General features: G+C 70.0%; 21 protein-coding genes and 1 riboswitch. Of the genes, 13 read left to right on the top strand and 8 right to left on the bottom strand.

Annotated features, from left to right (window positions below):
- Positions 1-18 precede the first annotated feature (18 nt).
- Entirely contained in the window at positions 19-594 is a 576-nt protein-coding gene (locus ACGFZQ_RS25900) for a TerD family protein (protein WP_351737045.1), read from the bottom strand.
- 181 nt (positions 595-775) lie between these two features.
- Here ACGFZQ_RS25900 and arfB point away from each other — a divergent pair, with 181 nt between their 5' ends.
- On the top strand, positions 776-1204 hold the full coding sequence (arfB, locus tag ACGFZQ_RS25895; protein WP_351737047.1) for an alternative ribosome rescue aminoacyl-tRNA hydrolase ArfB: 429 nt from the start codon (positions 776-778) through the stop codon (positions 1202-1204).
- A gap of 242 nt (positions 1205-1446) precedes the next feature.
- Here the strand turns inward: arfB and ACGFZQ_RS25890 are convergent, their stop codons facing one another.
- Entirely contained in the window at positions 1447-2019 is a 573-nt protein-coding gene (locus ACGFZQ_RS25890) for a flavin reductase family protein (RefSeq protein WP_393842307.1), read from the bottom strand.
- A gap of 316 nt (positions 2020-2335) precedes the next feature.
- Here ACGFZQ_RS25890 and cdgB point away from each other — a divergent pair, with 316 nt between their 5' ends.
- Together cdgB and ACGFZQ_RS25880 are read left to right on the top strand one after the other, a co-directional pair.
- Positions 2336-3985 carry a diguanylate cyclase CdgB gene (gene cdgB / locus ACGFZQ_RS25885; protein WP_351737051.1) on the top strand — a complete coding sequence of 550 codons (1650 nt, stop codon included), beginning with the start codon at positions 2336-2338 and terminating at the stop codon, positions 3983-3985.
- A gap of 118 nt (positions 3986-4103) precedes the next feature.
- Positions 4104-5039 carry a carbohydrate-binding protein gene (locus ACGFZQ_RS25880; protein ID WP_393842306.1) on the top strand — a complete coding sequence of 312 codons (936 nt, stop codon included), beginning with the start codon at positions 4104-4106 and terminating at the stop codon, positions 5037-5039.
- Here ACGFZQ_RS25880 and ACGFZQ_RS25875 read toward each other — a convergent pair.
- Positions 5036-5965, bottom strand: a complete 930-nt coding sequence (locus tag ACGFZQ_RS25875; RefSeq protein WP_393842305.1) for a 1-phosphofructokinase family hexose kinase — start codon at positions 5963-5965, stop codon at positions 5036-5038. The two genes, ACGFZQ_RS25880 and ACGFZQ_RS25875, sit on opposite strands and share 4 nt — an antisense overlap.
- 73 nt (positions 5966-6038) lie before the next feature.
- The gene (locus tag ACGFZQ_RS25870) at positions 6039-6779 is read right to left on the bottom strand and encodes a helix-turn-helix domain-containing protein (protein ID WP_393842304.1); all 741 of its coding nucleotides are present in this window, start codon (positions 6777-6779) and stop codon (positions 6039-6041) included.
- A 232-nt stretch (positions 6780-7011) separates the two neighbouring features.
- Between ACGFZQ_RS25870 and ACGFZQ_RS25865 the strand changes: the two genes are divergently transcribed.
- A complete protein-coding gene (locus tag ACGFZQ_RS25865; RefSeq protein ID WP_393842303.1) occupies positions 7012-7677 on the top strand; it encodes a DUF4097 family beta strand repeat-containing protein in 666 nt (221 codons plus the stop codon).
- Positions 7678-7736: 59 nt separating this feature from the next.
- Positions 7737-8555, top strand: coding sequence for an alpha/beta fold hydrolase (locus ACGFZQ_RS25860; protein WP_393842302.1), 819 nt, complete (start codon positions 7737-7739; stop codon positions 8553-8555).
- A gap of 61 nt (positions 8556-8616) precedes the next feature.
- Here the strand turns inward: ACGFZQ_RS25860 and nagA are convergent, their stop codons facing one another.
- Together nagA and ACGFZQ_RS25850 are read right to left on the bottom strand one after the other, a co-directional pair.
- Positions 8617-9870, bottom strand: a complete 1254-nt coding sequence (gene nagA, locus ACGFZQ_RS25855) for an N-acetylglucosamine-6-phosphate deacetylase (protein WP_393842301.1) — start codon at positions 9868-9870, stop codon at positions 8617-8619.
- The gene (locus tag ACGFZQ_RS25850) at positions 9870-10811 is read right to left on the bottom strand and encodes an ROK family protein (protein WP_393842300.1); all 942 of its coding nucleotides are present in this window, start codon (positions 10809-10811) and stop codon (positions 9870-9872) included. The genes nagA and ACGFZQ_RS25850 overlap by 1 nt, the downstream gene beginning before the upstream one ends.
- Before the next feature lie 129 nt (positions 10812-10940).
- Between ACGFZQ_RS25850 and ACGFZQ_RS25845 the strand changes: the two genes are divergently transcribed.
- The 3 genes from ACGFZQ_RS25845 (at position 10941) to otsB (ending at position 13421) form a co-directional block, all read left to right on the top strand.
- Positions 10941-12203 carry an ABC transporter substrate-binding protein gene (locus tag ACGFZQ_RS25845; RefSeq protein ID WP_393842451.1) on the top strand — a complete coding sequence of 421 codons (1263 nt, stop codon included), beginning with the start codon at positions 10941-10943 and terminating at the stop codon, positions 12201-12203.
- Positions 12204-12220: 17 nt separating this feature from the next.
- Entirely contained in the window at positions 12221-12454 is a 234-nt protein-coding gene (locus ACGFZQ_RS25840) for a DUF3263 domain-containing protein (protein WP_393842299.1), read from the top strand.
- 118 nt (positions 12455-12572) lie between these two features.
- Positions 12573-13421, top strand: a complete 849-nt coding sequence (gene otsB, locus ACGFZQ_RS25835; RefSeq protein WP_393842298.1) for a trehalose-phosphatase — start codon at positions 12573-12575, stop codon at positions 13419-13421.
- Between the two features lie 50 nt (positions 13422-13471).
- Here the strand turns inward: otsB and ACGFZQ_RS25830 are convergent, their stop codons facing one another.
- Positions 13472-14896: a trehalose-6-phosphate synthase gene (locus tag ACGFZQ_RS25830; protein WP_393842297.1), complete on the bottom strand. Its 1425-nt coding sequence runs from the start codon at positions 14894-14896 to the stop codon at positions 13472-13474.
- A gap of 82 nt (positions 14897-14978) precedes the next feature.
- Entirely contained in the window at positions 14979-15923 is a 945-nt protein-coding gene (locus ACGFZQ_RS25825) for a glucosyl-3-phosphoglycerate synthase (protein ID WP_351737075.1), read from the bottom strand.
- Positions 15924-16080: 157 nt separating this feature from the next.
- A riboswitch (SAM riboswitch) is annotated at positions 16081-16253 on the top strand.
- A gap of 18 nt (positions 16254-16271) precedes the next feature.
- Here ACGFZQ_RS25825 and thrC point away from each other — a divergent pair.
- The 5 genes from thrC to ACGFZQ_RS25800 all read left to right on the top strand — a co-directional run bounded on the left by thrC (position 16272) and on the right by ACGFZQ_RS25800 (position 21901).
- Positions 16272-17570 carry a threonine synthase gene (gene thrC / locus ACGFZQ_RS25820; protein WP_393842296.1) on the top strand — a complete coding sequence of 433 codons (1299 nt, stop codon included), beginning with the start codon at positions 16272-16274 and terminating at the stop codon, positions 17568-17570.
- Positions 17571-17616: 46 nt separating this feature from the next.
- Positions 17617-17892: a MoaD/ThiS family protein gene (locus tag ACGFZQ_RS25815; protein ID WP_393842295.1), complete on the top strand. Its 276-nt coding sequence runs from the start codon at positions 17617-17619 to the stop codon at positions 17890-17892.
- 460 nt (positions 17893-18352) lie between these two features.
- Positions 18353-18559, top strand: coding sequence for a cold-shock protein (locus tag ACGFZQ_RS25810; protein ID WP_019057200.1), 207 nt, complete (start codon positions 18353-18355; stop codon positions 18557-18559).
- 357 nt (positions 18560-18916) lie between these two features.
- Positions 18917-20539 (top strand): chaperonin GroEL, encoded by a 1623-nt coding sequence (gene groL / locus ACGFZQ_RS25805; protein WP_351711336.1) that lies wholly within the window; start codon positions 18917-18919, stop codon positions 20537-20539.
- A 234-nt stretch (positions 20540-20773) separates the two neighbouring features.
- Positions 20774-21901, top strand: a complete 1128-nt coding sequence (locus ACGFZQ_RS25800; protein ID WP_393842294.1) for an NADH:flavin oxidoreductase — start codon at positions 20774-20776, stop codon at positions 21899-21901.
- Positions 21902-22209: the final 308 nt, after the last annotated feature.

Below are 22209 nucleotides of genomic sequence, written 5' to 3'. Positions count from 1 at the left end.
CGCACAGCGCAGCGACCGTCAGACGTTGACGCCGAAGTCCTGGGCGATGCCGACCAGGCCGGACGCGTAGCCCTGGCCCACCGCGCGGAACTTCCACTCCGCGCCGTTGCGGTAGAGCTCGCCGAAGACCATCGCGGTCTCGGTGGCGGCGTCCTCGGAGAGGTCGTAGCGGGCGATCTCGGCGCCGCCGGCCTGGTTGATGATGCGGATGTAGGCGTTGCGGACCTGGCCGAAGTTCTGCGAGCGGGTCTCCGCGTCGTAGATCGAGACCGGGAAGACGATCTTGTCGATGTCGGCCGGGAGGGCCGCCAGGTTGACGTTGATCGCCTCGTCGTCGCCGGCGCCTTCACCCGTGCGGTTGTCGCCCGTGTGGACGATCGTGTTGTCCGGGGTCTGCTTGTTGTTGAAGAAGACGAAGTGGGCGTCGGAGTAGACCTTGCCCTGCGTGTTGACCGCGATCGCCGAGGCGTCGAGGTCGAAGTCCGTGCCGGTGGTGGTGCGGACGTCCCAGCCGAGGCCCACGGTGACGGCGGTCAGGCCTGGAGCCTCCTTGGTGAGCGAGACGTTGCCACCCTTGGACAGGCTTACAGCCATGGTCGGGAGTCCTTTCCCTCGTTTGCGTACGGCCGTGCGGCGTACGGGCTTGAAGCTACAGCTACCCGTATGAACGCCACGAGGGGTACCGAAGGTTCCAGGTCGCTTTACTTTCTTTGCCAAACGGGTGACGGGCGATAATCGCGTGACGTGTGCCGGTCAGACGCGCGACCATGGGGGCATGTCCGGTCCGTATGTCATCCGTGGCTCCGTCTCGCTCCCCGAGGCCGAGCTCAACTGGCGTTTCTCGCGGTCGTCCGGGCCGGGCGGCCAGCACGTCAACACCAGTGACTCGCAGGCGGAGCTGCGCTTCGACCTCGCGAACACCGAGGCGCTGCCGCCGGTGTGGAAGGAGCGGGCGCTGGCACGGCTGGCCGGGCGGCTCGTCGACGGCGTGGTCGTCGTACGGGCGTCCGAGCACCGCTCCCAGTGGCGCAACCGCGAGACCGCCGCCGTACGCCTCGCGGCCCTCCTCGCCGAGGCCAGCGCGCCCCCGCCCAAGCCCCGCACGCCGACCCGCATCCCGCGCGGCATCAACGAACGCCGGCTGCGCCAGAAGAAGCAGCGCTCGGACACCAAGCGGGGCCGCTCGGGCCGCGACTGGTCCTGACGGCCACCCTCGGAACTTCCCCCGGAACTTCCCCGCGGTGAGATCAACAGGAGCCCGCCGGGATTCTCGGTCGCGACCGGTCGGCCATCGCCCGGCACGGGTCATGTCTTTCCCATTCGTTCGCGATCGCATCGCATCGCATAGCGTCGTGCGCATAGCGTCGCACCGCGTCCCGGATCGGCCTTTCGGTCTGCGCCCACGGAAAGCGCGCCCGCGGAAATCGAAAAACAGACCGTGCGGTTTCATTCCAGCTGCCGGTATCGGCCCCGGAAATACATCAGCGGTCCGCCTTCCGTGCTCGGCAGTTCGGCGGTGAGGACGCGGCCGATCACGAGGGTGTGGTCCCCGGCCGTCAGCCGCTGCTCGGTGCGGCACTCCAGGGTCGCGAGGGAGCCGCCGACCAGGGGTGCGCCCGAGGCCTCGCCGCGTACGTACGGAATGTCCTCGAAGAGCAGGCGGTCGCTGATGCGGCCCTTCATCGCGAAGCGGCCGGCGATGTGGCGCTGGCTCTCGGTCAGCACGGAGACCGCCCACCGCGGCTGTTCGTCGAGCAGGTCGTCCATGCGGGAGCCCTCACGCAGGCTGACCAGCACCAATGGCGGGTCGAGTGACACCGACATGAACGCGGTGGCGGTCATGCCGACGTCCTCGCCGGTCGGCGCCAGCGGGTCGTCCGGGTCCAGCGACGGCTCCTGCGCGGTCACCAGGACCACACCGGCGGCCAGCCGGGACAGGGCGGCCTTGAACGCTTCGTTGCTCACCCCCACAGCATGCCCGGTGGCTTCTGCGGCGGTGGGGGAGGGAGTCTTCAGCACGCCGGAAACGCTAATGTCGGCCCCTGCGCGCCCGCATCGGCCATCGGCCCGAGCCGGGTCCTAGGACCAAGGGCGGGGTGAAAGGCCGTAACGTGCATCGTGTGCACACACCCACAAAGGCTGTGTTCAGTAAACGCACAGGTAAAACGCAGAAACTCCACGCAATTGCTCACGTTCTCCTGTGACTTGAGTCACAAGGGGCATTTATTGTTGACCCTGTGTACCGAGTGGGCAGCGCGCTGTGATTCAGTGGCAGGGAAAAGTAGCGCCGAAGCAGACCCTTGATTCGCTGCGAGGCCTCGGGGGGAGGGCGAACATGGAGACCGAGTCGGAACCCTACGTCCGTCTTGCGTCCCTGCGACAACTGCACCAGGTCATGGCCGACATGAACACGGCCCGCAGCCTGGCGGACACCCTGCAGACCGTTGCCGACGGCGTGATCACCGCCCTCGGGTTCGAGATGGCGTGCGTGAACCTCGTACGTCCCGACGGTGATCTCGTGGTCGCGGCCCTCTCCGGCAACTCCGCCGCCGAGGCCCTGATCACCGGCCGGGTCGGCTCCCGTGACTCCTGGGACCGGCGGCTGAACATGGGCGAGAAGTGGGGCGACCTCGTCTTCATACCGCACACCGAGGGCTGGGTCCTCGACGACGACGACGTCCCGCAGTGGTACACCGACGGCCCCGCGCCCCGCTTCGAGGACGAGTGGCACCCCTCCGACCGGCTCTTCGCCCCCATGTACACGCCCGGCATCTCGGGCAGCTCCTGCGGCGAACTGCTCGGCGTGATCTCCGTGGACCGCCCGCGCAACGGCCGGCACCCCGGCGCCTGGGGCCGCGAGGCCCTGCAGATGTACGCCTTCCAGGCCGCGATCGCGATCAGCAACGCGCGTCTACGTGCGAATATGCAGCGGGCACTGGTCAGGCTGGAGCGCGAGCAGCAGGCCCTGCGCGCCAGCGAGGAGTCCTTCCGGCAGGCCTTCGAGTACGCCCCCTCCGGCATGGCGATAGCCGAGATGGGCGGCGACCAGCACGGCCGAATACTCCGCACCAACGACGCCCTGTGCCGCCTGCTGGGCCGCCCCGCCTCCGCGATGCGCCGCTACTCCTTCTCCGACCTGGTCCACCCCGAGGACATCGGCACCCTGCTGCGTACCTCGGCGGAGGGCGGCCGCGCCGAGCTCCGCCTCGGCCGCCGCGACGGCACCTACGTCTGGGTCTCGCTCCGTAACTCCGTGGTCGCCGACGCCGCCGACGGGCCCCGATTCCTCCTCACCCACGTCGAGGACATAGAGGAGCGCAAGCGCCGCGAGCTCCAGCTCGCCCACCGCGCCTCCCACGACTCCCTCACCGGCCTGCCGAACTCCGCCGAGCTCCGCTCCCGCCTCGCCTCCCGGCTCTGCCGGCGTGCCGACACCGACGGCATGGAGTCCCTGGACGCGGCCTACGGCCACCCCGCCTACGACGCCAACGGCCACGGCTTCGACTTCGCCGCGTCGACCCAGTCGTACGACGGCTACGACCACCATGTGCACACCATCGCCCCCGAGGAGGGCCGCGACGACGGCGCCAAGGGGCTCGCGGTGCTCTTCTGCGACCTCGACGGCTTCAAGTCGATCAACGACCGGTTCGGGCACAACGCGGGTGACGCGGTCCTCATCGAGGTCGCCCGGCGGCTCAGCCGGGGGGTGCGCGACGGGGACACGGTGGCCCGCCTCGGCGGCGACGAGTTCGTGATCCTCGCCGACGGGCTCGGCAAGGCCGACGCCCAGGACCTCGCCGTACGCCTGCGCAACGAGATCATCCAGCCGATCCGCGCCGAGGGCCGGGCGGTCCGGGTGGGCGCCAGCTTCGGCATCGGGTGGGCGCACTGCGGCATGACGGCGGACGAAGTCCTGAAATCCGCCGACGAGCGGATGTACGTAGAGAAACGATCTCGTCCCAAACAACATCGCCGCGCCGGATGATCCGCAGGTCATCGCATTGATGCGGTCTGAGTCACCCGTTTGGCTCAGTCAGACCGGGTAGGCTCGACTCTCAATACCTGTACCGCATCCGCCCGCACCTGTTGAGGAGTACCAAGGGATGACGCCCGGCGACAACGGCGCGAGCACGCCCGAGGACGACGACCCGTTCGGCTACCTCTACGCCGACGGCCAGGCCAGAGGGGCCCAGCCGCCGTCCGGCTCCGGTGGCTACGGCTACCCGAACGCGGTCAGCAGAGTGCGCTCGGTCGGTGAGCGCACGTACGGCGGACAGCAGCAGGCACCGCAGGCACCGCCGTATGGCGGCCAGACCATCCCGCAGCAGCCGCCGTCCGCCGCCTACCAGGCCCCGGAGACGTTCCCGGGCGGCGCACCGACCACCCGCCAGCAGATGCCGCCGTCGGGCCGCGGCCGGGGCCCGAACACCAAGGGCCTCCTCATCGGCGCCGTCGCGGTCGTCGCCGCCGTCGTCATAGGCATCAGCATCGCGATGATGAACGGCAACTCGGACGACGACAAGGCGGGCAACGACACCTCCCCTTCCGTGTCCGCGTCCCAGAGCGCCTCACCGTCGCCGTCGAGCACCAGCTCGGTGTCGGCGTCCGGCGATATCGCGCCGGTCGACGCGAAGACCTTCCACCTGGACGGCGGCGCGAGCACGGCCTCGGACGTCAAGGGCGCGAAGTCCGACGGCGGCATCTACGTCACCAACTTCAGCCAGACCGGCGCCGGCGTCACCTGGACGGTCAACGGCATCCCGTCGGACGGTCTCTACACCGTCTACGCGCACTACAGCGCCGTACAGGACGAGAGCATGACGCTGTCCATCAACGGCAAGACGTTCGGCAGCAAGTTCCCCCTGAACAACTACACGGGCCAGAGCGACCCGACCAAGGCCTGGACGACCAGCTTCACGTACCCCACCCTCACCAAGGGCAGCAACGTTATCTCCCTGTCCTGCCAGAGCGGCGACAGTTGCGACGTCCTGCTGGACCAGATGTGGCTGAGGCAGGGCAAGCACACGAACAAGGACTAAGCGGCCGCAGGCCCACCGGTCACCGTGACCTGGCCGAGCAGCTTCTCGTAGGTCGTGCGGTCGAACTCCCCGGCCGCCGGGGCCCGTACCGTCGCCGCCGACAAGGCCACCGCGCGGCACAGGCGGTCCGGCCAGGGGAGTTGCCCGACCAGGCCGGACAGCAGGCCGGCGACCGCTGAGTCACCCGCGCCGGTCGGGTTGCCGTGCTCCCGGGCGGGCGGGACGGCATGCCAGCGGCCCTCAGGGGTGAGGGCCAGCAGGCCCTGTGGGCCCAGGGAGGCGACGACGGTCCGGGCGCCGCGTCGCCGGGTGTCCTGGGTGGCGCGTGACGGGTCGTGGGAGCCGGTGAGTTCGGCCAGTTCGGCGGCGTTCGGTTTGACCAGGTCCGGGCGGGCGGCCACCCCGCGCCGCAGCGGCTCCCCGCTGGTGTCGAGGAGGACGGGGACACCGGCCGACCGGGCGCTCTTTATCAGCCCCGCGTACGCGCCCACCGGTACTCCCGGCGGCAGACTCCCGCACAGCGCCACCGCCGAGGCGTCGGGCAGCAGTTCCTCGTAGTGGTCGAGGAAGGCGCCCCACTCGGCGGGAGCTATCTGCGGGCCCGGCTCGTTCAACTGGGTCGTGTCGCCGGTCAGTTCGTCCACGACGGCGATGGTGCGACGGGTCGCCCCGGCGACCGGCAGCAGCGCGTCCCGTACCCCCGGCACCTCGGCTAGCCGCTCCCGTACCGCGCGTCCGGTCGCACCGCCCGCGAAACCGGTCACCGTCGTCCCGTGCCCGAGCGCGGCCAGCACCCGGGCCACGTTCACGCCCTTGCCGCCCGGCCGTTCGGTGACGTCCGAGACGCGGTGCGAGGCGTGCGGGCGCAGCGCGCCGACCCGGTAGGTGATGTCGAGAGCGGTGTTCAGCGTGACCGTGAGGATCACCGGGCGACCTCCCTCGTGCATGCCCGTGCCGTCCGTCGGGGGCCTCGATCATGCCAAAGAGACGGCGACCGGCCTAGAGTTGGCGTCCCTCGGGGGAGGTTGCCCCGGGTTTGGTGTGGAGGACCTCGCGGGCCTGTTCCGCGGCGCGGGCGATGCTCTCGCTGACGAAGTCGAGGAAGCGGGCGACGTTCTCCAGGCGGGTGGCGGCCGGGGTGCCGGGGACGAGGACGCCGACGCCCTGCCGTGCGATCTCGACGATCTTGGCGGTGGACCGGGCGCTGGCCATCATCGACTGGTACCAGATGTCGTCGTCGACGATGTAGCGCTCGCGGCGGCCTTCGCCCTGTTCCCGGCGGGCGAGGCCCTGGCTCTCCAGGAACGCGATCGCCTTGGAGACGGACGCCGGGCTGACGTTCAGGCGCTCGACGAGTTCGGAGGCGGTGAGGCTGCCGGTGTCGGTGAGGGTGATGGAGGCCATGACGCGGGCGGGCATCGTCGTCATGCCCGAAGCCATCATGACGGCGGTCAGGGTCTCCTCGTACGCGCGCACGGCCTCGGGGTCGCGTCCGTGGGCCGGCAAAGGCGCCTCGGTCCCTCGGGGCGCGGTCTGCCTGCGCCGGTGGGCGCGGCGTTCGGTGGCGCGGTGGGCCAGGTCGGCGCGGTAGTCGGTGGGGCCGCCGTTGCGCAGCACCTCGCGCGTGACCGTCGAGGTCGGACGGTCGAGGCCTCTGGCGATCTCGGCGTAGGCGAGTCCGTCGGCCAGTCCCAGCGCGATCTGCCGGCGTTCCTGCTGGGTGAGCCTGCCTCCCGGCATCGCGGTCTCCTTCGTGGCCCTCGGTGGTCCCTGCGGCCTCCAGCATAGCGTTCACTTCCAATTCATTGCAACGAACGCATGGCCGTCGTTGCATTCACCTCGAAAGTCAATGCAACACTTTCCGTACTCTAGCCTGCAATGATGGCGATTTTTCGCAACGAGCCTGTTGCCGGATCAGTGAACGCAACGTAGCTTTTCCTTCATCGGAAACAGCGAGTCACAGGAGAAGACGATGCAGAAGTTCGACACCCCCGCCCCGGTCTCCGCCGTCCTGGAGATCCCCGCCGGACGCGTCCAGCTCATCGCCGCGGACCGCGCCGACACCACCGTCGAGGTGCTGCCCGCCAACCCCGACAAGAGCCGGGACGTCAAGACCGCCGAGCAGACCACCGTCGCCTACGCCGACGGCGTCCTGCGGATCACCGCCGCGGCCTCCGGCAACCAGCTCTTCGGCCCGTCCGGAGCGGTCGAGGTCACCGTCCAGCTGCCCGCCGGCTCCCGCGTCGAGGCCGGCACCGCCGGTGCCGAGCTGCGCGGGGTCGGACGCCTCGGCGACATCGCGTTCGAGGGCGCGTACCGCCGGATCAAGATCGACGAGGCCGCGGGCGTCCGCCTCACCGCACTCGACGGCGACGTCGAGATCGGTCGGCTGGGCGGCCCCGCGGAGATCAGCACCGCGAGGGGCGACATCCGGATCGCCGAGGCCGTGCGCGGCGCGGTCGTGCTCCGCACCCAGGACGGCGACATCTCGGTCGGCGCCGCCGCCGGCGTCTCGGCCGCCCTGGACGCCGGGACCGACTACGGCCGCGTCAGCAACGCCCTCAAGAACGACGGCACCGCCGAACTCGACATCCGCGCCACCACCTCCCGCGGCGACATCACCGCCCGCAGCCTCTGAAGAAGCAGCGGCACCGGACACGTTCACACCATCAGGATTCACACCAGCAGGGGGAACAGATGACGCAGGACAGCATTTCACCGGCCGGTTCGCAGTGGACCGGCATGGTGCCGGTCGACGACACGGCCCTGGCCGTCACCGACACCGGCGGCAGCGGTATCCCGGTGGTCTACCTCAACGGCCAGTTCGCCACGCAGGGGTACTGGCGGCGGGTCGTCGCCGAACTGGGCACGGGCTGGCGGCACATCACCTACGACGAACGGGCCCGCGGCAGGAAGTCGGGGCGCTCGGCGGACTACTCCTTCGAGGCCGCCGTGCGGGATGTCGACGCCGTTCTCGCGGCCAGAGGTGTGGACCGGGCGCTGGTGGTGGGCTGGTCCTACGGGGCGGTCGTCGCGGCGCACTGGGCCGCCCGGAATCCGGGACGTGCCCAGGGCGCGGTCCTGGTCGACGGCGCGGCACCGCACGACTGGCTGGACGAGGCCATGGAGCAGCGGATCCGGAAACTGTTCCGGCGGATGGGCTGGTTCATGCCGCTGCTGCGCCCGACGGGCCTGACCCCGCGGCTGACCCCCGCCCAGATGGCGGACTCCAACATCGAGCTCGGCAGGCTCTCCCGCGCACGCGAACTGGGCCCCGTGCTGGACGGCATCACCGTCCCGGTGCGGTACGTGCTCGCCTCCGGGTCGTCCCTCGGCAGCAAGGGCGACGAGCAGGAAGAGATCCGCGCCAGTCTCGACCAGGTGTTTGAGCGGAACCCGAACCTCCGGCTGAGCGCGAAGGTCGCCAGCAATCACGGCGCGATCCTGAAGAAGGACTTCCGGGCCGTCGCCGACGCGGTACGCGAGGCCGCCGCCCTCGACCACGGGCGGCGCTGAGAACACGACCAGTGGTCCGGCCCGGCCCCGCCACCGCATCGAGGTGGCGGGGCCCGCCTTGTCAGCGCAGTTCGGGTACGACCACCCACGCGCCCTGCCGCATCACGCCCTTCAGCGTGAAGTCGGCGTCCAGGACGAGCAGGTCGGCGTCCTTGCCGGGCTCCAGGGAGCCGACGCGGTCGTAACGGCCCAGCAGCCGGGCCGGGTTGGCGGACAGCGCGGCGACGGCGTGCTCGATGGGCAGCCGGTCGACGGTCACCGCCCGCCGCAGCGCACGGTCCAGGGTCAGCGTGGACCCGGCGATGGAACCGCCCTCCACCAGCCGGGCGACCCCGTCCGTGACCTCGACCTCCAGCGGGCCCAGGAGGTAGCGGCCGTCACCGCTGCCGGCCGCGTCCATCGCGTCCGTGATGAACGCGACCCGGTCGGGGCCCGCGTGATGGAAGGCCAACTGCAGGGCGGCCGGGTGGAGATGGGTGCCGTCGTTGATCAGCTCGACGGTCACCCGCTCGTCCTCCAGGAGGGCGGCGATCGGGCCGGGGGCGCGGTGGCCGAGCTGCGGCATCGCGTTGAAGAGGTGGGTGGCGACCGTGGCGCCCGCGTCGATCGCCTCCAGCGTCTGCTCGTACGACGCGTCCGTGTGGCCGACGGCGGCGATCACGCCCTGCTCGGCGAGCAGCCGTACGGACTCGATGCCGCCGGGGAGTTCGGTGGCGAGCGTGACCATGCTGGCGTGGCCGCGCGCCGCGTCGACCAGCTTGCGGACCTCCGCCGGGTCCGGGTCGCGCAGCAGCGCCTCGGAGTGCGCGCCCTTGCGGCACGGGGAGATGAACGGGCCCTCGAAGTGGACACCGGCGATCTCCCCCTGCTCGGCCAGCTCCGAGAGCAGGCCGGCCTGGCGGGCGAGGACGTCCATGTCGTCGGTGACGGTGGAGACGACGAGGGTGGTGGTGCCGTGCACGCGGTGCGTGTGGACGCCGGTGAGGATCTCCTCCGCGGTGCCGGAGCTGAAGGAGGCTCCGCCGCCGCCGTGGTTGTGGATGTCGACGAATCCTGGCAGGAGCCAGTGGCCGGTGACGTCGATTACCTGGGCGTTTTCCGGGGCGGTGGCGGCGATTTTCGTGCCGTCGACAGCCACTTGACCCTTGTCCACGATTCCCGTGGGGAGGACTACCCGGGCGCCGTCGAGGACCAGACCGTGCGTCCCGGGGTGCGGGTGCGTGGGGGCTGGTCGCGCCCGCGCGGAGGTAGCCGCAGATTCAGCGCTGCCCCGCGCCCCTGACGGGGCGCTGTCATTGCGCTCATTGGCAGCCATCAGGGCATTACCTCCGGAGTAGTAGTCGTAGTCAACAGGTCCTGGGCGAGGAGCCCGGCCCCCAGACACCCCGCCGTGTCTCCCAGTGCCGCCGGGACGATCGCCGGCAGCTTCTGGAAGGTCACCCGGCTCTGTACGGCCTCCCGCAGCGGCTCGAACAGCACATCCCCCGCCTCCGCCAGGCCGCCGCCGATGATCAGGACACGGGGGTCCAGCAGGGTCAGGGCCGTGACGAGGCCGTCGGCCAGGGCGGCCACCGCCTCCCGCCACACCCGGACGGCGTTCGGGTCGCCGGACCTGACGGACTTCGCGCAGTCCGCCGCGTCCGCGTCCGGGTCACCGGTGGCCTTCGCCCACGCCTGGCTCACCGCGGCCGCCGACGCGTACCGCTCCAGACAGCCGCGCTGCCCGCACGGACACGGCGCGCCCTGCGGTCGTACGACGATGTGGCCGATCTCGCCCGCGAAGCCGTGCGCGCCCGACTCCACCCGGCCGTCCAGGCCGAAGCCGCCCGCGATACCGGTGCCGAGCGCCACGAAGAAGAAGCGGTCCGCACCCTGGCCCGCGCCGAGCCGGCCCTCCGCCAGGCCGCCGGTGCGCACGTCGTGGCCGAGGGCGACCGGGATGCCGAGGCGCTCGGCGAGGAGGGCGCGCAGGGGTACGTCGCGCCAGCCGAGGTTGGCCGCGTAGACGGCGATGCCGTTCGGCTCGTCGACTATGCCGGGGACGGCGAGGCCGGCCGCGGCCGCGCCCTCGCCGAAGTGCTTCTCGCCGTACGCGTACAGGTCGGCGGCGAAGTCGAGGATGGCGGCGACGACGGCTTCGGGACCGCGGTCGCGGCCGGTCGACCGGCGGTCCCGGTGGAGCAGCTCGCCGTCCGGCCCGACCAGCGCGGCCTTCATTCCGGTGCCGCCCACGTCCAGGGCGATGACATGTCTCACGGGAACAGTGTGGCCCGCCGACCCGTAAGAGGTCTAGTCCACTTGCGTGGTGTAGACCTTGTGGTTCGAGATATTGAACGGCGAGACAGTTGGACAGGGGTAGTTCACGTGCGGCGGCGTAGGGCAGGAATGATCGCGGTGGTGTCCGCAACGGGCATGACGGCGGTTCTCGGTGGCTGTGGGACGACCGGATCCTCGGACGTCACCCTCAGACTCGTCGCAGCCGACTACGGGGACTCCGCCGCCAACAGCTCCCAGAAGTACTGGGACAAGCTGGCCAGGGCGTACGAGGCCAAGCACTCCGACGTGAAGGTCGACGTCACCGTCTACTCGTGGAACGACGTCGACCGCAAGGTCAAGGAGATGGTCGCCGCCGGCAAGGCGCCCGACCTCGCGCAGATCGGCTCCTACGCCGACTACGCGGCCGCCGGCAAGCTGTACGAGGCCGGCGACCTGCTCTCCATCCCGGTCCAGGCCGACTTCCCGTCCCAGCTCGCCGAGGCGGGCCAGTGGAACCACGCGCAGTACGGCATGCCTTTCGCCGGGTCTACGCGCGTCCTCTTCTACAACAAGACCCTCTTCACCGAGGCCGGCATCACCCCGCCCACCACCTGGAAGGAGCTGGCGGCCGACGCGCAGGCGCTCAAGGAGCACGGGGTGAAGTACCCGTACGCGCTGCCGCTCGGCCCCGAGGAGGCGCAGGCGGAGACCATGCAGTGGCTGCTCAGCGGCGGCAGCGGCTACACCGACGACATCGGCACGTACACGATCGACTCCTCGCAGAACATCGACACCTTCACCTGGCTCAAGGACGAGCTGGTGGGCAAGGGCCTGACCGGACCGACGGCGCCCGGCAAGCTGAACCGCGCGACCGCGTTCGCCGCGTTCGCCGACGGCCAGGTCGGCATGCTCAACGGCCACCCCACGCTCATCAAGCAGGCCGAGAAGAAGGGCGTGAAGTTCGGCACGGTCCCGATGCCGGCCCGCGCCGGTCAGACCACCACCACCGCCTCCATGGGCGTCACCGACTGGATGGCGGCGTTCAGGCAGAACGGCCACGCGGACCAGGTCGGCGACTTCCTCGACTACGTCTACAGCGAGAAGAACGTCCTCGACTTCTCCCGCGAGTACGGTCTGCTGCCGGTCACCACGTCCGCGTCCCAGACGATGACCGACTCCCCGCGGGCCGAGGACAAGCAGCTCCTCCCCTTCCTGGAGCAGCTGCCGACCTCCGAGCTGTACCCGGCCGGCAAGACCTCCTGGGCCGCGATCAGTGCCGACGTCAAGAAGCAGATAGGGTCCGCGGTCACGCCGACGGGCGACCCGACCGCGGTGCTCACCCGGCTCCAGTCCGAGGCCGCGGCGGCGGACAGCCGTACGACGACGGGCTGAGCGTTACGGTTCTCGGCATGGACCGGCAAGAACTGGGCGCACGCGAGCAGGCGATCCTCGCCCTGGAACGCCGGGGCTTTCCGAGCCCCGGCGCGAAGGAACGGGCGATCCGCGAGGAACTGGACCTGGCACCGGTCCGCTACTACCAGCTCCTCAACGCCCTCCTCGACGACGAGCGGGCGCTGGCCCATGACCCGGTGACGGTGAACAGGCTGCGGAGGGTGCGGGACGCGCGGCGAACGGACCGCTGACGGGGCTGCAGGCCGGGGGGATCTGCGGGCCGGTGGGGGCTGGTCGCGCCCACGCGGCGGAGCCGCATATCGGCACAGCCCCGCGCCCCTTAAGGGGCGCTCGGATACTGTCGGTTGCATGGGCACCCACTTCCCGGAATCCCTTCCGACTCCTCGCACCCCCGCCGGTCGCGAAGGGCTCGAAGCCCTTCTTTCCCAGCCCCGCTCCGCCCTCGTCGGTCTCGACTTCGACGGCACCCTCGCGCCGATCGTCGCCGACCCCGAGCAGGCGCGGGCTCACCCGGACGCCGTACCGGCCCTGGCCGCCCTCGCGCCGAAGGTGGCCGCCGTCGCCGTCATCACCGGCCGGCCCGCCGAGATCGCCGTCCGCTACGGCGGTTTCGCCGGTGTTCCCGGCCTGGACCACCTCGTGGTCCTCGGTCACTACGGCGCCGAGCGCTGGGACGCGGCGACGGGCGAGATCACCGCGCCCCCGCCGCACCCCGGCATCGCCGCCGTCCGCGCCGAACTCCCGGCCGTCATCGAGGCCGCAGGGGCCCGGGGCACCTGGATCGAGGACAAGGGCCATGCCGTGGCCGTCCACACCCGCCGGGCCGACGACCCCCAGGCCACCTTCGAGTCCCTCCGCGCTCCCCTGACCGACCTGGCCACCCGCCACGCCCTGATCGTCGAACCGGGCCGCCTGGTCCTGGAACTGCGCCCCCCGGGCATGGACAAGGGCGTGGCACTGCGCGAGTACGCGAGGGAGATCGGCGCGGGCGCGGTCCTCTACGCCGGCGACGACCTGGGCGACATCCCGGCCTTCGCGGCAGTGGAGAAACTCCGCGCGGAGGGCACCCCCGGCCTCCTGGTATGCAGCGGCAGCGAGGAGGTCACGGAGCTCGCGGAGCGATCGGACCTGGTGGTCAACGGCCCGGAGGAAGTCGTACGGCTACTGCGAACCCTGGCCGAGCTGAGCGCCCCTTAGGGGCGCGGGGAACTGCGCGACCAGCCCCCACCGGCCCGCAGCCGGGAAACTCACCCGCCCAACGCCCCCAACTGCTCAAGAAACCAAGCCGCAGGCGGCAACGCCGTAGCCGCCGCAGCGAGCCGCTTCGTCCGCTCCGCCCGCTCCTCCACCCCCATGGCCAACGCCTGCTGCAAAGCCACGGCCGTCCCCGTGATGTCGTACGGGTTCACAACGATCGCATCCTCGCCCAGCTCCTCGTACGCCCCCGCCTCCCGCGAGAGCACCAGCACGCACCCCTCGTCCGACACCACCGGCATCTCCTTGGCGACCAGGTTCATGCCGTCCCGGATCGGGTTCACCAACGCCACGTCGGCCAGCCGGTAGGCGGCCAGCGAGCGGGCGAAGTCGTCCTTGACGTGGAGCACCACCGGCGTCCAACCCGCCGTCCCGTACGCCGAGTTGATCTCGTCCGCGACCCGCTGCACCTCGGCCGTGTAGTCGCGGTACACCGCGAGGTCCTGCCGCGACGGATACGCGAACGCGACATGCACCACCCGCTCCCGCCACTCGGGGTGGTCGTCGAGCAGCTGCCGGTACGCCAGCAGCCCCCGCACGATGTTCTTCGACAGCTCGGTCCGGTCCACCCGGACGATCGTCCTGCGGCCCTCGCCGATCTCCTCCCGCAGCGCCCGCATCCGCTCGTCCACGTCCGGCTCGTGCGACCGCTTCCGCAGGAAGTCCGCGTCGGCCCCCAGCCCGTGCACCCCGATCCGGGTCTCCCCGGCCGCCGGGATCCCCGGGCCCAGCACCGCATGACAGCAGGCCACGAACGCGTCCGCCCACCGCCGGGTCAGGAACGCCGCGTGATCGGCGCCCAGGATCCCGCCGAGCAACTCCGCCGCGATGTCGTCGGGGAGCAGCCGGAAGTAGTCCGGCGGTGCCCACGGGGTGTGGGAGAAATGGCCGATACGGAGATCCGGCCGCAGCCGGCGCAGCATCCGCGGGGCCAGCGCCAGGTGGTAGTCCTGGATGACGACCACCGCACCCTCGCCCGCCTCCTGCGCCAGCGCCTCGGCGAACGCCTGGTTGTAGGCCTGGTAGGACGCCCACCGCCGCCGGAACTCCGCGTCGAAGACCGGCTCCAGCGGGGTCTGGTAGAGCATGTGGTGGACGAACCAGAGCACTGAGTTCGCGATGCCGTTGTACGCGTCCGAGAAGACGTCCGGGTCGATGTCGAGCATCCGGACCTGCTGCCCGCCGGTGTCCCCGGCCGGCAGCCGGCCGCCCTCGGCCCGCCGCACCGCCTCCCGGTCGCCGTCGCTCAGCGCCGCGCACACCCACACCGCGTCCGCGTCCGGCCCGATCGCCGACAGGCCCGAGACCAGCCCGCCGCCACCCCGCTTGGGGTGCAGCGCACCGCCTTCGCCCACTTCATACGAAACCGGGCCGCGGTTGGACGCGACCAGCACCTCAGCACCGCCGGTGGAAGCCATACGCCACAACCTAGCCCGGCCCGGAAACGCTCAAACGTACGGCTACGCCCGACGCGCCGCCGTATACGGCCGTACGACGAAGTCACGCCACCCGGCGCTCGGCGTACTCGGCGATCTCCGCCATCGGCGGCCGTTCCTCGGTGTCCACGGAGTAGGTGCGCGGCTCGAAGCCGTCCTCGCCCCGTTCGAACTGGGTCAGGGCGGGCCGGATCAGATGCCCGCGGGCCAGCCGCAGCTGCGCGGTGCGGTAGATCGCGGCGGACATCCGGCCAAGGGCCTGGCCGTCCTGGTGACGGTGTTTGCGGACCCCCACGTCGACCTGGGCGAGGGCGTCCAGGCCGACCAGGTGCAGGGCGTCGACCAGCATGCCCAGCTCCACGCCGTAGCCGACCGGGAAGGGGAGCTGTTCGAGGAGCGAGCGGCGGGCCGCGTACTCGCCGCCGAGCGGCTGGACGAACCCGGCCAGCTGCGGCCAGTGCATGTTCAGCAGCGGGCGGGCCATCAGTTCGGTGACCCGGCCGCCCTGTCCGGCCGAGCCGGCGAGCGGGCGGTCGTACATCGCCTTGACCAGGTCGACGTCCGGGTCGGTCAGCAGCGGGCCGACGATCCCGGTGACGAAGTCGGAGGAGAAGTCACGCAGGTCGGCGTCGATGAAGCAGACGATGTCCCCGGTGGTGACGAGGAGGGAGCGCCAGAGGACCTCGCCCTTGCCGGGGACGGCGGGGATGCGCGGCAGGATCGTGTCGCGGTGGACGACCCGGGCGCCGGCCGCCGCGGCGACCGCCGCCGTACGGTCGGTGGAGCCGGAGTCGACGACCACGATCTCGTCGACGAGCGGCACCTGCCGCATGAGGTCGTGACGGATGATCGCGACGATGTCGCCGACCGTCTCCTCCTCGTTGAGCGCGGGCAGCACGACGGAGACGGACTGACCGGTGCGCTGCTTGGCGGCGAGTATCCGGTGCAGCGGGCGGTCGTTCATGGACCAGGAGCGGGTGGCCAGCCAGCGCTCGACTTCTTCCAGCACAGTCAGCGGCTCCTCACTGTCACGGTCACACTGCGAGGTGTGATCCATCTCGCGGTTCGGACGACTCTCTCAACTGTCCTGGCCTTCGGTTACAGTCTTGAACAACGCCGATGACCATCGCATGTCCGGGGGTCACCGGGCGTTGACAACTACATACCGCTCATCCAGAGGGGCAGAGGGATACGGCCCGATGAAGCCCCGGCAACCCTCCAGTCGGTTACTCGTGGATCGCTGATCACTGCTGATCAGCGTCGATCACTCGCGAGGCTCCCGGCTAGGGAAGGTGCCAAATCCGTCTCACGGCGAGATGCGTCGTGAGGAAGATGAGGAGAAAGGGCCTCGCCTCACATGGCTGTGCAGACTGCTGCGACCACCACCGACTCCACGACCGGCTCCGCGCCCGTCGATCTCGGTCCCGCCACCGCCCTGAGCTGCCGCGAGTGCGGCCACCGCGTGCCGCTCGGCCCGGTGTTCGCCTGCGAGGAGTGTTTCGGCCCGCTCGAAATCGCGTACGACTTCTCGGCCTACGACACCGAGGAGCTGCGGAAGCGGATCGAAGCGGGTCCCGCGAACATCTGGCGTTACGCGCCGCTGCTGCCCGTCCCCGCGGACGTGGCGACCAAGCCGAACATCAACCCGGGCTGGACCAAGCTCGTCCAGGCCGACAACCTGGCGAAGGAGCTGGGCGTCACCGGCGGCCTGTACGTCAAGGACGACTCCGGCAACCCGACGCACTCCTTCAAGGACCGGGTCGTCGCCCAGGCCGTCGAGGCCGCGCGCGCCTTCGGTTACACCACGCTCTCCTGCTCCTCCACCGGCAACCTCGCCGGCGCGGTCGGTGCCGCCGCCGCCCGGGCCGGCTTCCGCTCCTGCGTGTTCATCCCGCACGACCTGGAGCAGGGCAAGATCGTCATGGCCGCGATCTACGGCGGCGAGCTCGTCGGCATCGAGGGCAACTACGACGACGTGAACCGTTTCTGCTCCGAGCTGATCGGTGACTCGGCCGGCGAGGGCTGGGGCTTCGTCAACGTCAACCTGCGGCCGTACTACGCGGAGGGCTCCAAGACCCTGGCGTACGAGATCTGCGAGCAGCTCGGCTGGCGGATCCCGGACCAGCTGGTCGTCCCGATCGCCTCCGGCTCGCAGCTCACGAAGATCGACAAGGGGCTGCAGGAGCTGATCAAGCTGGGGCTCGTCGAGGACAAGCCGTACAAGATCTTCGGTGCGCAGGCCGAGGGGTGCTCGCCGGTGTCGGTGGCCTACAAGGCGGGGCACGACGTGGTCCGCCCGCAGAAGCCGAACACCATCGCCAAGTCCCTCGCCATCGGCAACCCGGCCGACGGCCCGTACGTCCTGGACATCGCGCGCCGTACCGGCGGCGCGGTGGAGGACGTGACCGACGAGCAGGTCGTCGACGCGATCAAGCTGCTCGCGCGGACCGAGGGAATCTTCGCGGAGACCGCCGGCGGGGTCACGGTCGGAGTCACCAAGAAGCTCATCGAGAATGGGCTGATCGATCCGGCGAAGTCGGTCGTTGTACTCAACACGGGTGACGGACTGAAGACGCTGGACGCCGTGGCGGGGACCGGGCTCACGGCGACTATTCGCCCGAATCTCGAGTCTTTCCGCGAGGCCGGGCTCGCCTGAGCCAGCCGTAAAAAACCAGGGCGTTGTCCCGATCGGAGGTTCACACGTGAGCGTCACCGTTCGCATCCCCACCATCCTGCGCACCTACACCGGTGGTAAGGCCGAAGTCAGTGCCGAAGGAGGCACCCTCGGCGAGGTCATCTCCGATCTGGAGAAGAGCCACACCGGGATCGCCGCCCGCGTTCTCGACGACGAGGGCAAGCTGCGCCGGTTCGTGAATGTCTACGTCAATGATGACGATGTGCGGTTCGAGCAGGGTCTGGAGACGGCCACCCCGGACGGTGCCGGCGTCTCCATCATCCCGGCCGTCGCCGGCGGCTGACCTGCTGACAGGCTGATCGAATGACCGAACATTACCTTCGGTAACGTCGATCACCGACTGTTCATACGATTGCCCCCTCCGTGAGAGAAGCGGAGGGGGCAATTCTGTGTGGTTGAGCGCGGTACAGTTGGGGAACGCGGTTCCGATCTCCAGGTCGGGAGCCCCGTATTCGACACCGCTGACCCGATAAGAAGTAGCCAAAGTGCGCGGGTTATATGCGGCTTTTGCGGCCTTTATGGGGCCCGACTTGCCCTGAATTCGGCCGAATTCTTGCTACATTCCGGACCCTTCCCGTCCAGAATTCTCGTCCGATTGACCTGTTGCAGACGGCAGTTGGACAGATACATTCAGCCGCGGTCGACGCGTTCCGGCGCACGCCCCCAAACCTGTGGGGGGTGAGGTCTGACCCGGATCCGCGAAGTGTGGATCTGTGCAAGGGCCAGTAATAGGGGAGTTAGGCATGGCTCAGGGCACCGTCAAGTGGTTCAACGCGGAGAAGGGGTACGGCTTCATCGCGGTCGACGGTGGTGCGGATGTTTTCGTCCACTACAGTGCGATTCAGATGGACGGCTACCGCACCCTGGAGGAAGGTCAGCGGGTCGATTTCGAGATCTCGCAGGGCCAGAAGGGGCCGCAGGCGGACATGGTCCGGCTCGCGACCAGCTGAAGCACGCGCCGACTGACAGCGTCGTTCTTCTTTCTTTGTCGGAGGGCTCGTATCCCATGGGGAGTCATGGGTTACGAGCCCTTTGGCATGCCCGGGGCGAGCGGGCCGGCGCGCCCCGCGGGTGCGGCCCGGCACGGGGCCGGGGCGCGGCCCAGTCTCCGTGAGGCGCTTGCACTCGGCATGGGCGAGTGCTAATCATTGGCGTTAGCACTCTGAAGGTGAGAGTGACAAAAATGGACCGGGTCGGTGAGGCCCGCAGGCCGGGTGGGGCAAGGAACCCACGGGTCGGCGAGCCGTCCGTCGCGGGCGCGGGCGCGGTCCGAAGACTCACCCCCAGTCCTGGAGGGACCACTTCACATGGCCAAGATCATCGCGTTCGACGAGGAGGCGCGGCGCGGCCTTGAGCGCGGTATGAACCAGCTCGCCGACGCCGTCAAGGTCACCCTCGGCCCCAAGGGCCGCAACGTCGTCCTTGAGAAGAAGTGGGGCGCCCCCACGATCACCAACGATGGTGTGTCCATCGCCAAGGAGATCGAGCTGGAGGACCCGTACGAGAAGATCGGCGCCGAGCTGGTCAAGGAAGTCGCCAAGAAGACGGACGACGTCGCCGGTGACGGTACGACCACCGCGACCGTCCTCGCCCAGGCCCTGGTCAAGGAAGGCCTGCGCAACGTCGCCGCCGGCGCCAACCCGATGGCCCTGAAGCGCGGTATCGAGAAGGCCGTCGAGGCTGTCTCCGGTGCCCTGCTCGAGCAGGCGAAGGATGTCGAGACCAAGGAGCAGATCGCCTCCACGGCCTCCATCTCCGCCGCCGACACCCAGATCGGCGAGCTCATCGCCGAGGCCATGGACAAGGTCGGCAAGGAAGGCGTCATCACCGTCGAGGAGTCCCAGACCTTCGGTCTGGAGCTGGAGCTCACCGAGGGTATGCGCTTCGACAAGGGCTACATCTCGGCGTACTTCGCCACCGACATGGAGCGTATGGAGGCGTCGCTCGACGACCCGTACATCCTCATCGCCAACTCGAAGATCGGCTCCGTCAAGGACCTGCTCCCGCTCCTGGAGAAGGTCATGCAGTCGGGCAAGCCGCTGCTGATCATCGCCGAGGACGTCGAGGGCGAGGCCCTGTCGACCCTGGTCGTCAACAAGATCCGCGGCACCTTCAAGTCCGTCGCCGTCAAGGCCCCGGGCTTCGGCGACCGCCGCAAGGCGATGCTGAACGACATCGCCATCCTCACCGGCGGCGAGGTCATCTCCGAGGAGGTCGGTCTCAAGCTGGAGAACACGACCCTCGACCTGCTGGGCCGCGCCCGCAAGGTGGTCATCACCAAGGACGAGACCACCATCGTCGACGGCGCCGGCTCCACCGAGCAGGTCCAGGGCCGGGTCAACCAGATCCGCGCCGAGATCGAGCAGTCCGACTCGGACTACGACCGCGAGAAGCTCCAGGAGCGCCTGGCCAAGCTCGCCGGTGGCGTCGCAGTCATCAAGGCCGGTGCCGCGACCGAGGTCGAGCTCAAGGAGCGCAAGCACCGCATCGAGGACGCCGTTCGCAACGCGAAGGCGGCCGTCGAGGAGGGCATCGTCGCCGGTGGTGGCGTGGCCCTGCTCCAGGCCTCCCAGGTGTTCGAGAAGCTGGAGCTCGAGGGTGACGAGGCGACCGGCGCCAACGCCGTGAAGCTCGCCCTGGAGGCCCCGCTCAAGCAGATCGCCGTCAACGGTGGTCTCGAGGGTGGCGTCGTCGTCGAGAAGGTGCGCAACCTTCAGGTCGGCCACGGCCTGAACGCCGCGACCGGCGAGTACGTCGACATGATCGCCGAGGGCATCATCGACCCGGCGAAGGTGACGCGTTCCGCCCTGCAGAACGCCGCCTCCATCGCCGCGCTGTTCCTCACCACCGAGGCCGTCATCGCCGACAAGCCGGAGAAGGCCGCCGCGGCCGCTCCGGGCGGCATGCCGGGCGGTGACATGGACTTCTGATCGACCTCTGGCCGATCGCTCGTCCTGACCGAGGGCGGCACCCCCTGTTCGACAGGGGGTGCCGCCCTCGGGCGTTTCCGCCCCGATGGCGGCCGTGGGCCCGTGTCCGGGGTCACACGGCTTTCGGGCGGGGGCGGGAATGGGTACGTACGGGCAGGCCGTTGTGCACATGTGTGCACTCAATGCGCGTGCACATACCGTCCGGTCTACGACATACCATGAGGAGCCCCCCACGTGACCGTCACCACGCCCCCCGCCTCCCGCGCGGCCGAGATCCTCTCCCGTCCGATCGCCCTGAACGGGCTCACGGTCCCCAACCGGATCGTGATGGCGCCGATGACCCGGCAGTTCAGCCCGGGCGGCGTCCCCGGCGAGGACGTGGTCTCGTACTACGCCCGCCGGGCCGCCGCCGGTGTCGGTCTGATCGTCACCGAGGGCACGTACGTCGGTCACGACTCGGCCGGGCAGAGCACCCGCATCCCGCGGTTCCACGGCGAGGAGCAGCTGGCGGGCTGGGCGAAGGTCGCCGAGGGGGTGCACGCGGCCGGCGGCACCATCGTCCCGCAGCTGTGGCACATCGGCATGGTCCGCAAGCAGGGCCAGCCCCCGTTCGCGGACGCCCCCGCCGTCGGCCCCTCCGGCATCCGCCTGGACGGCACCGAGGGCGAGGGCAAGGCGATGACCTCGCAGGACCTGGACGACGTTATCCGCGCGTTCGCCGAGGCCGCGGCCGCCGCCGAGCGCATCGGCTTCGACGGGGTCGAGCTGCACGGCGCCCACGGCTACCTCCTCGACCAGTTCCTGTGGGCGGGCACCAACCGCCGTACCGACGCCTACGGCGGTGACCCGGTCGCCCGTACCAAGTTCGCGGCCGAGATCGTGGCCGCCGTACGCGCGGCGGTCTCCCCGGAGTTCCCGGTGATCTTCCGCTACTCGCAGTGGAAGTCGGACAACTACGATGCCCGCCTCGCCGAGACCCCGGAGGAGCTGGAGGCGATCCTCACCCCGCTGGCGGCGGCCGGCGTCGACGTCTTCCACGCCTCCACCCGGCGCTACTGGCTCCCCGAGTTCGAGGACTCCGACCTGAACCTGGCCGGCTGGACCAAGAAGCTCACCGGGCAGCCGACCATCACCGTCGGCTCGGTCGGCCTCGACGGCGACTTCATCAAGGGCTTCGCGGGCGAGGGCTCCCCGGTCCGTGGCATCGAGGACCTCCTCGACAGCCTGGAGCGCGAGGAGTACGACATGGTCGCCGTCGGCCGCGCCATCCTCCAGGACCCGGAGTGGGCGGCGAAGGTGCTGGCCGGGCGCACGCAGGAGCTGAACTCGTACGACGCGGCGGCGCTGAAGAGCCTGAGCTGAAAGCCTGAGCCGAACCACCCCGTTCGCCCTCGGTCCGGCCGGCGACCAGCCGGCCGGACCGAGGGCGTCGGCGTCGCTGGTGGAGCTGGGAGGGTCGGCCGGTCCGCTGCGTCACACCTTCCATGCGCGCGATCCGCGGGCCCATGAGACGGTGGACGAGATCGACGAGGCGCAGGCCAGGGCGGTTGCCGCCCAGTATGGCCGACGGTTCACCCATACGGGTGAGGGGTGTTCGGCACTCGTGCGAAGTGCCGGACGTTCCATGAGTGACCGGCCGTGATGACGGCAGCGCCCCCACCGAAAGCGAG

Origin of the sequence: Streptomyces sp. NPDC048254 (assembly GCF_043201895.1) — a bacterium.
In the GTDB taxonomy this organism is placed as follows: domain Bacteria; phylum Actinomycetota; class Actinomycetes; order Streptomycetales; family Streptomycetaceae; genus Streptomyces.
The sequence above is the reverse complement of the archived record's forward strand: the minus strand, read 5'-3'. Positions and strand labels throughout refer to the sequence as shown.

Coding starts and splice junctions, on each gene's coding strand:
- ACGFZQ_RS25900 (WP_351737045.1), bottom strand. CDS start 594: ATGGCTGTAAGCCTGTCCAAGGGTGGCAACGTCTCGCTCACCAAGGAG.
- arfB (WP_351737047.1), top strand. CDS start 776: ATGTCCGGTCCGTATGTCATCCGTGGCTCCGTCTCGCTCCCCGAGGCC.
- cdgB (WP_351737051.1), top strand. CDS start 2,336: ATGGAGACCGAGTCGGAACCCTACGTCCGTCTTGCGTCCCTGCGACAA.
- ACGFZQ_RS25880 (WP_393842306.1), top strand. CDS start 4,104: ATGACGCCCGGCGACAACGGCGCGAGCACGCCCGAGGACGACGACCCG.
- ACGFZQ_RS25870 (WP_393842304.1), bottom strand. CDS start 6,779: ATGCCGGGAGGCAGGCTCACCCAGCAGGAACGCCGGCAGATCGCGCTG.
- ACGFZQ_RS25865 (WP_393842303.1), top strand. CDS start 7,012: ATGCAGAAGTTCGACACCCCCGCCCCGGTCTCCGCCGTCCTGGAGATC.
- ACGFZQ_RS25860 (WP_393842302.1), top strand. CDS start 7,737: ATGACGCAGGACAGCATTTCACCGGCCGGTTCGCAGTGGACCGGCATG.
- nagA (WP_393842301.1), bottom strand. CDS start 9,870: ATGGCTGCCAATGAGCGCAATGACAGCGCCCCGTCAGGGGCGCGGGGC.
- ACGFZQ_RS25845 (WP_393842451.1), top strand. CDS start 10,941: ATGATCGCGGTGGTGTCCGCAACGGGCATGACGGCGGTTCTCGGTGGC.
- ACGFZQ_RS25840 (WP_393842299.1), top strand. CDS start 12,221: ATGGACCGGCAAGAACTGGGCGCACGCGAGCAGGCGATCCTCGCCCTG.
- otsB (WP_393842298.1), top strand. CDS start 12,573: ATGGGCACCCACTTCCCGGAATCCCTTCCGACTCCTCGCACCCCCGCC.
- ACGFZQ_RS25830 (WP_393842297.1), bottom strand. CDS start 14,896: ATGGCTTCCACCGGCGGTGCTGAGGTGCTGGTCGCGTCCAACCGCGGC.
- thrC (WP_393842296.1), top strand. CDS start 16,272: ATGGCTGTGCAGACTGCTGCGACCACCACCGACTCCACGACCGGCTCC.
- ACGFZQ_RS25810 (WP_019057200.1), top strand. CDS start 18,353: ATGGCTCAGGGCACCGTCAAGTGGTTCAACGCGGAGAAGGGGTACGGC.
- groL (WP_351711336.1), top strand. CDS start 18,917: ATGGCCAAGATCATCGCGTTCGACGAGGAGGCGCGGCGCGGCCTTGAG.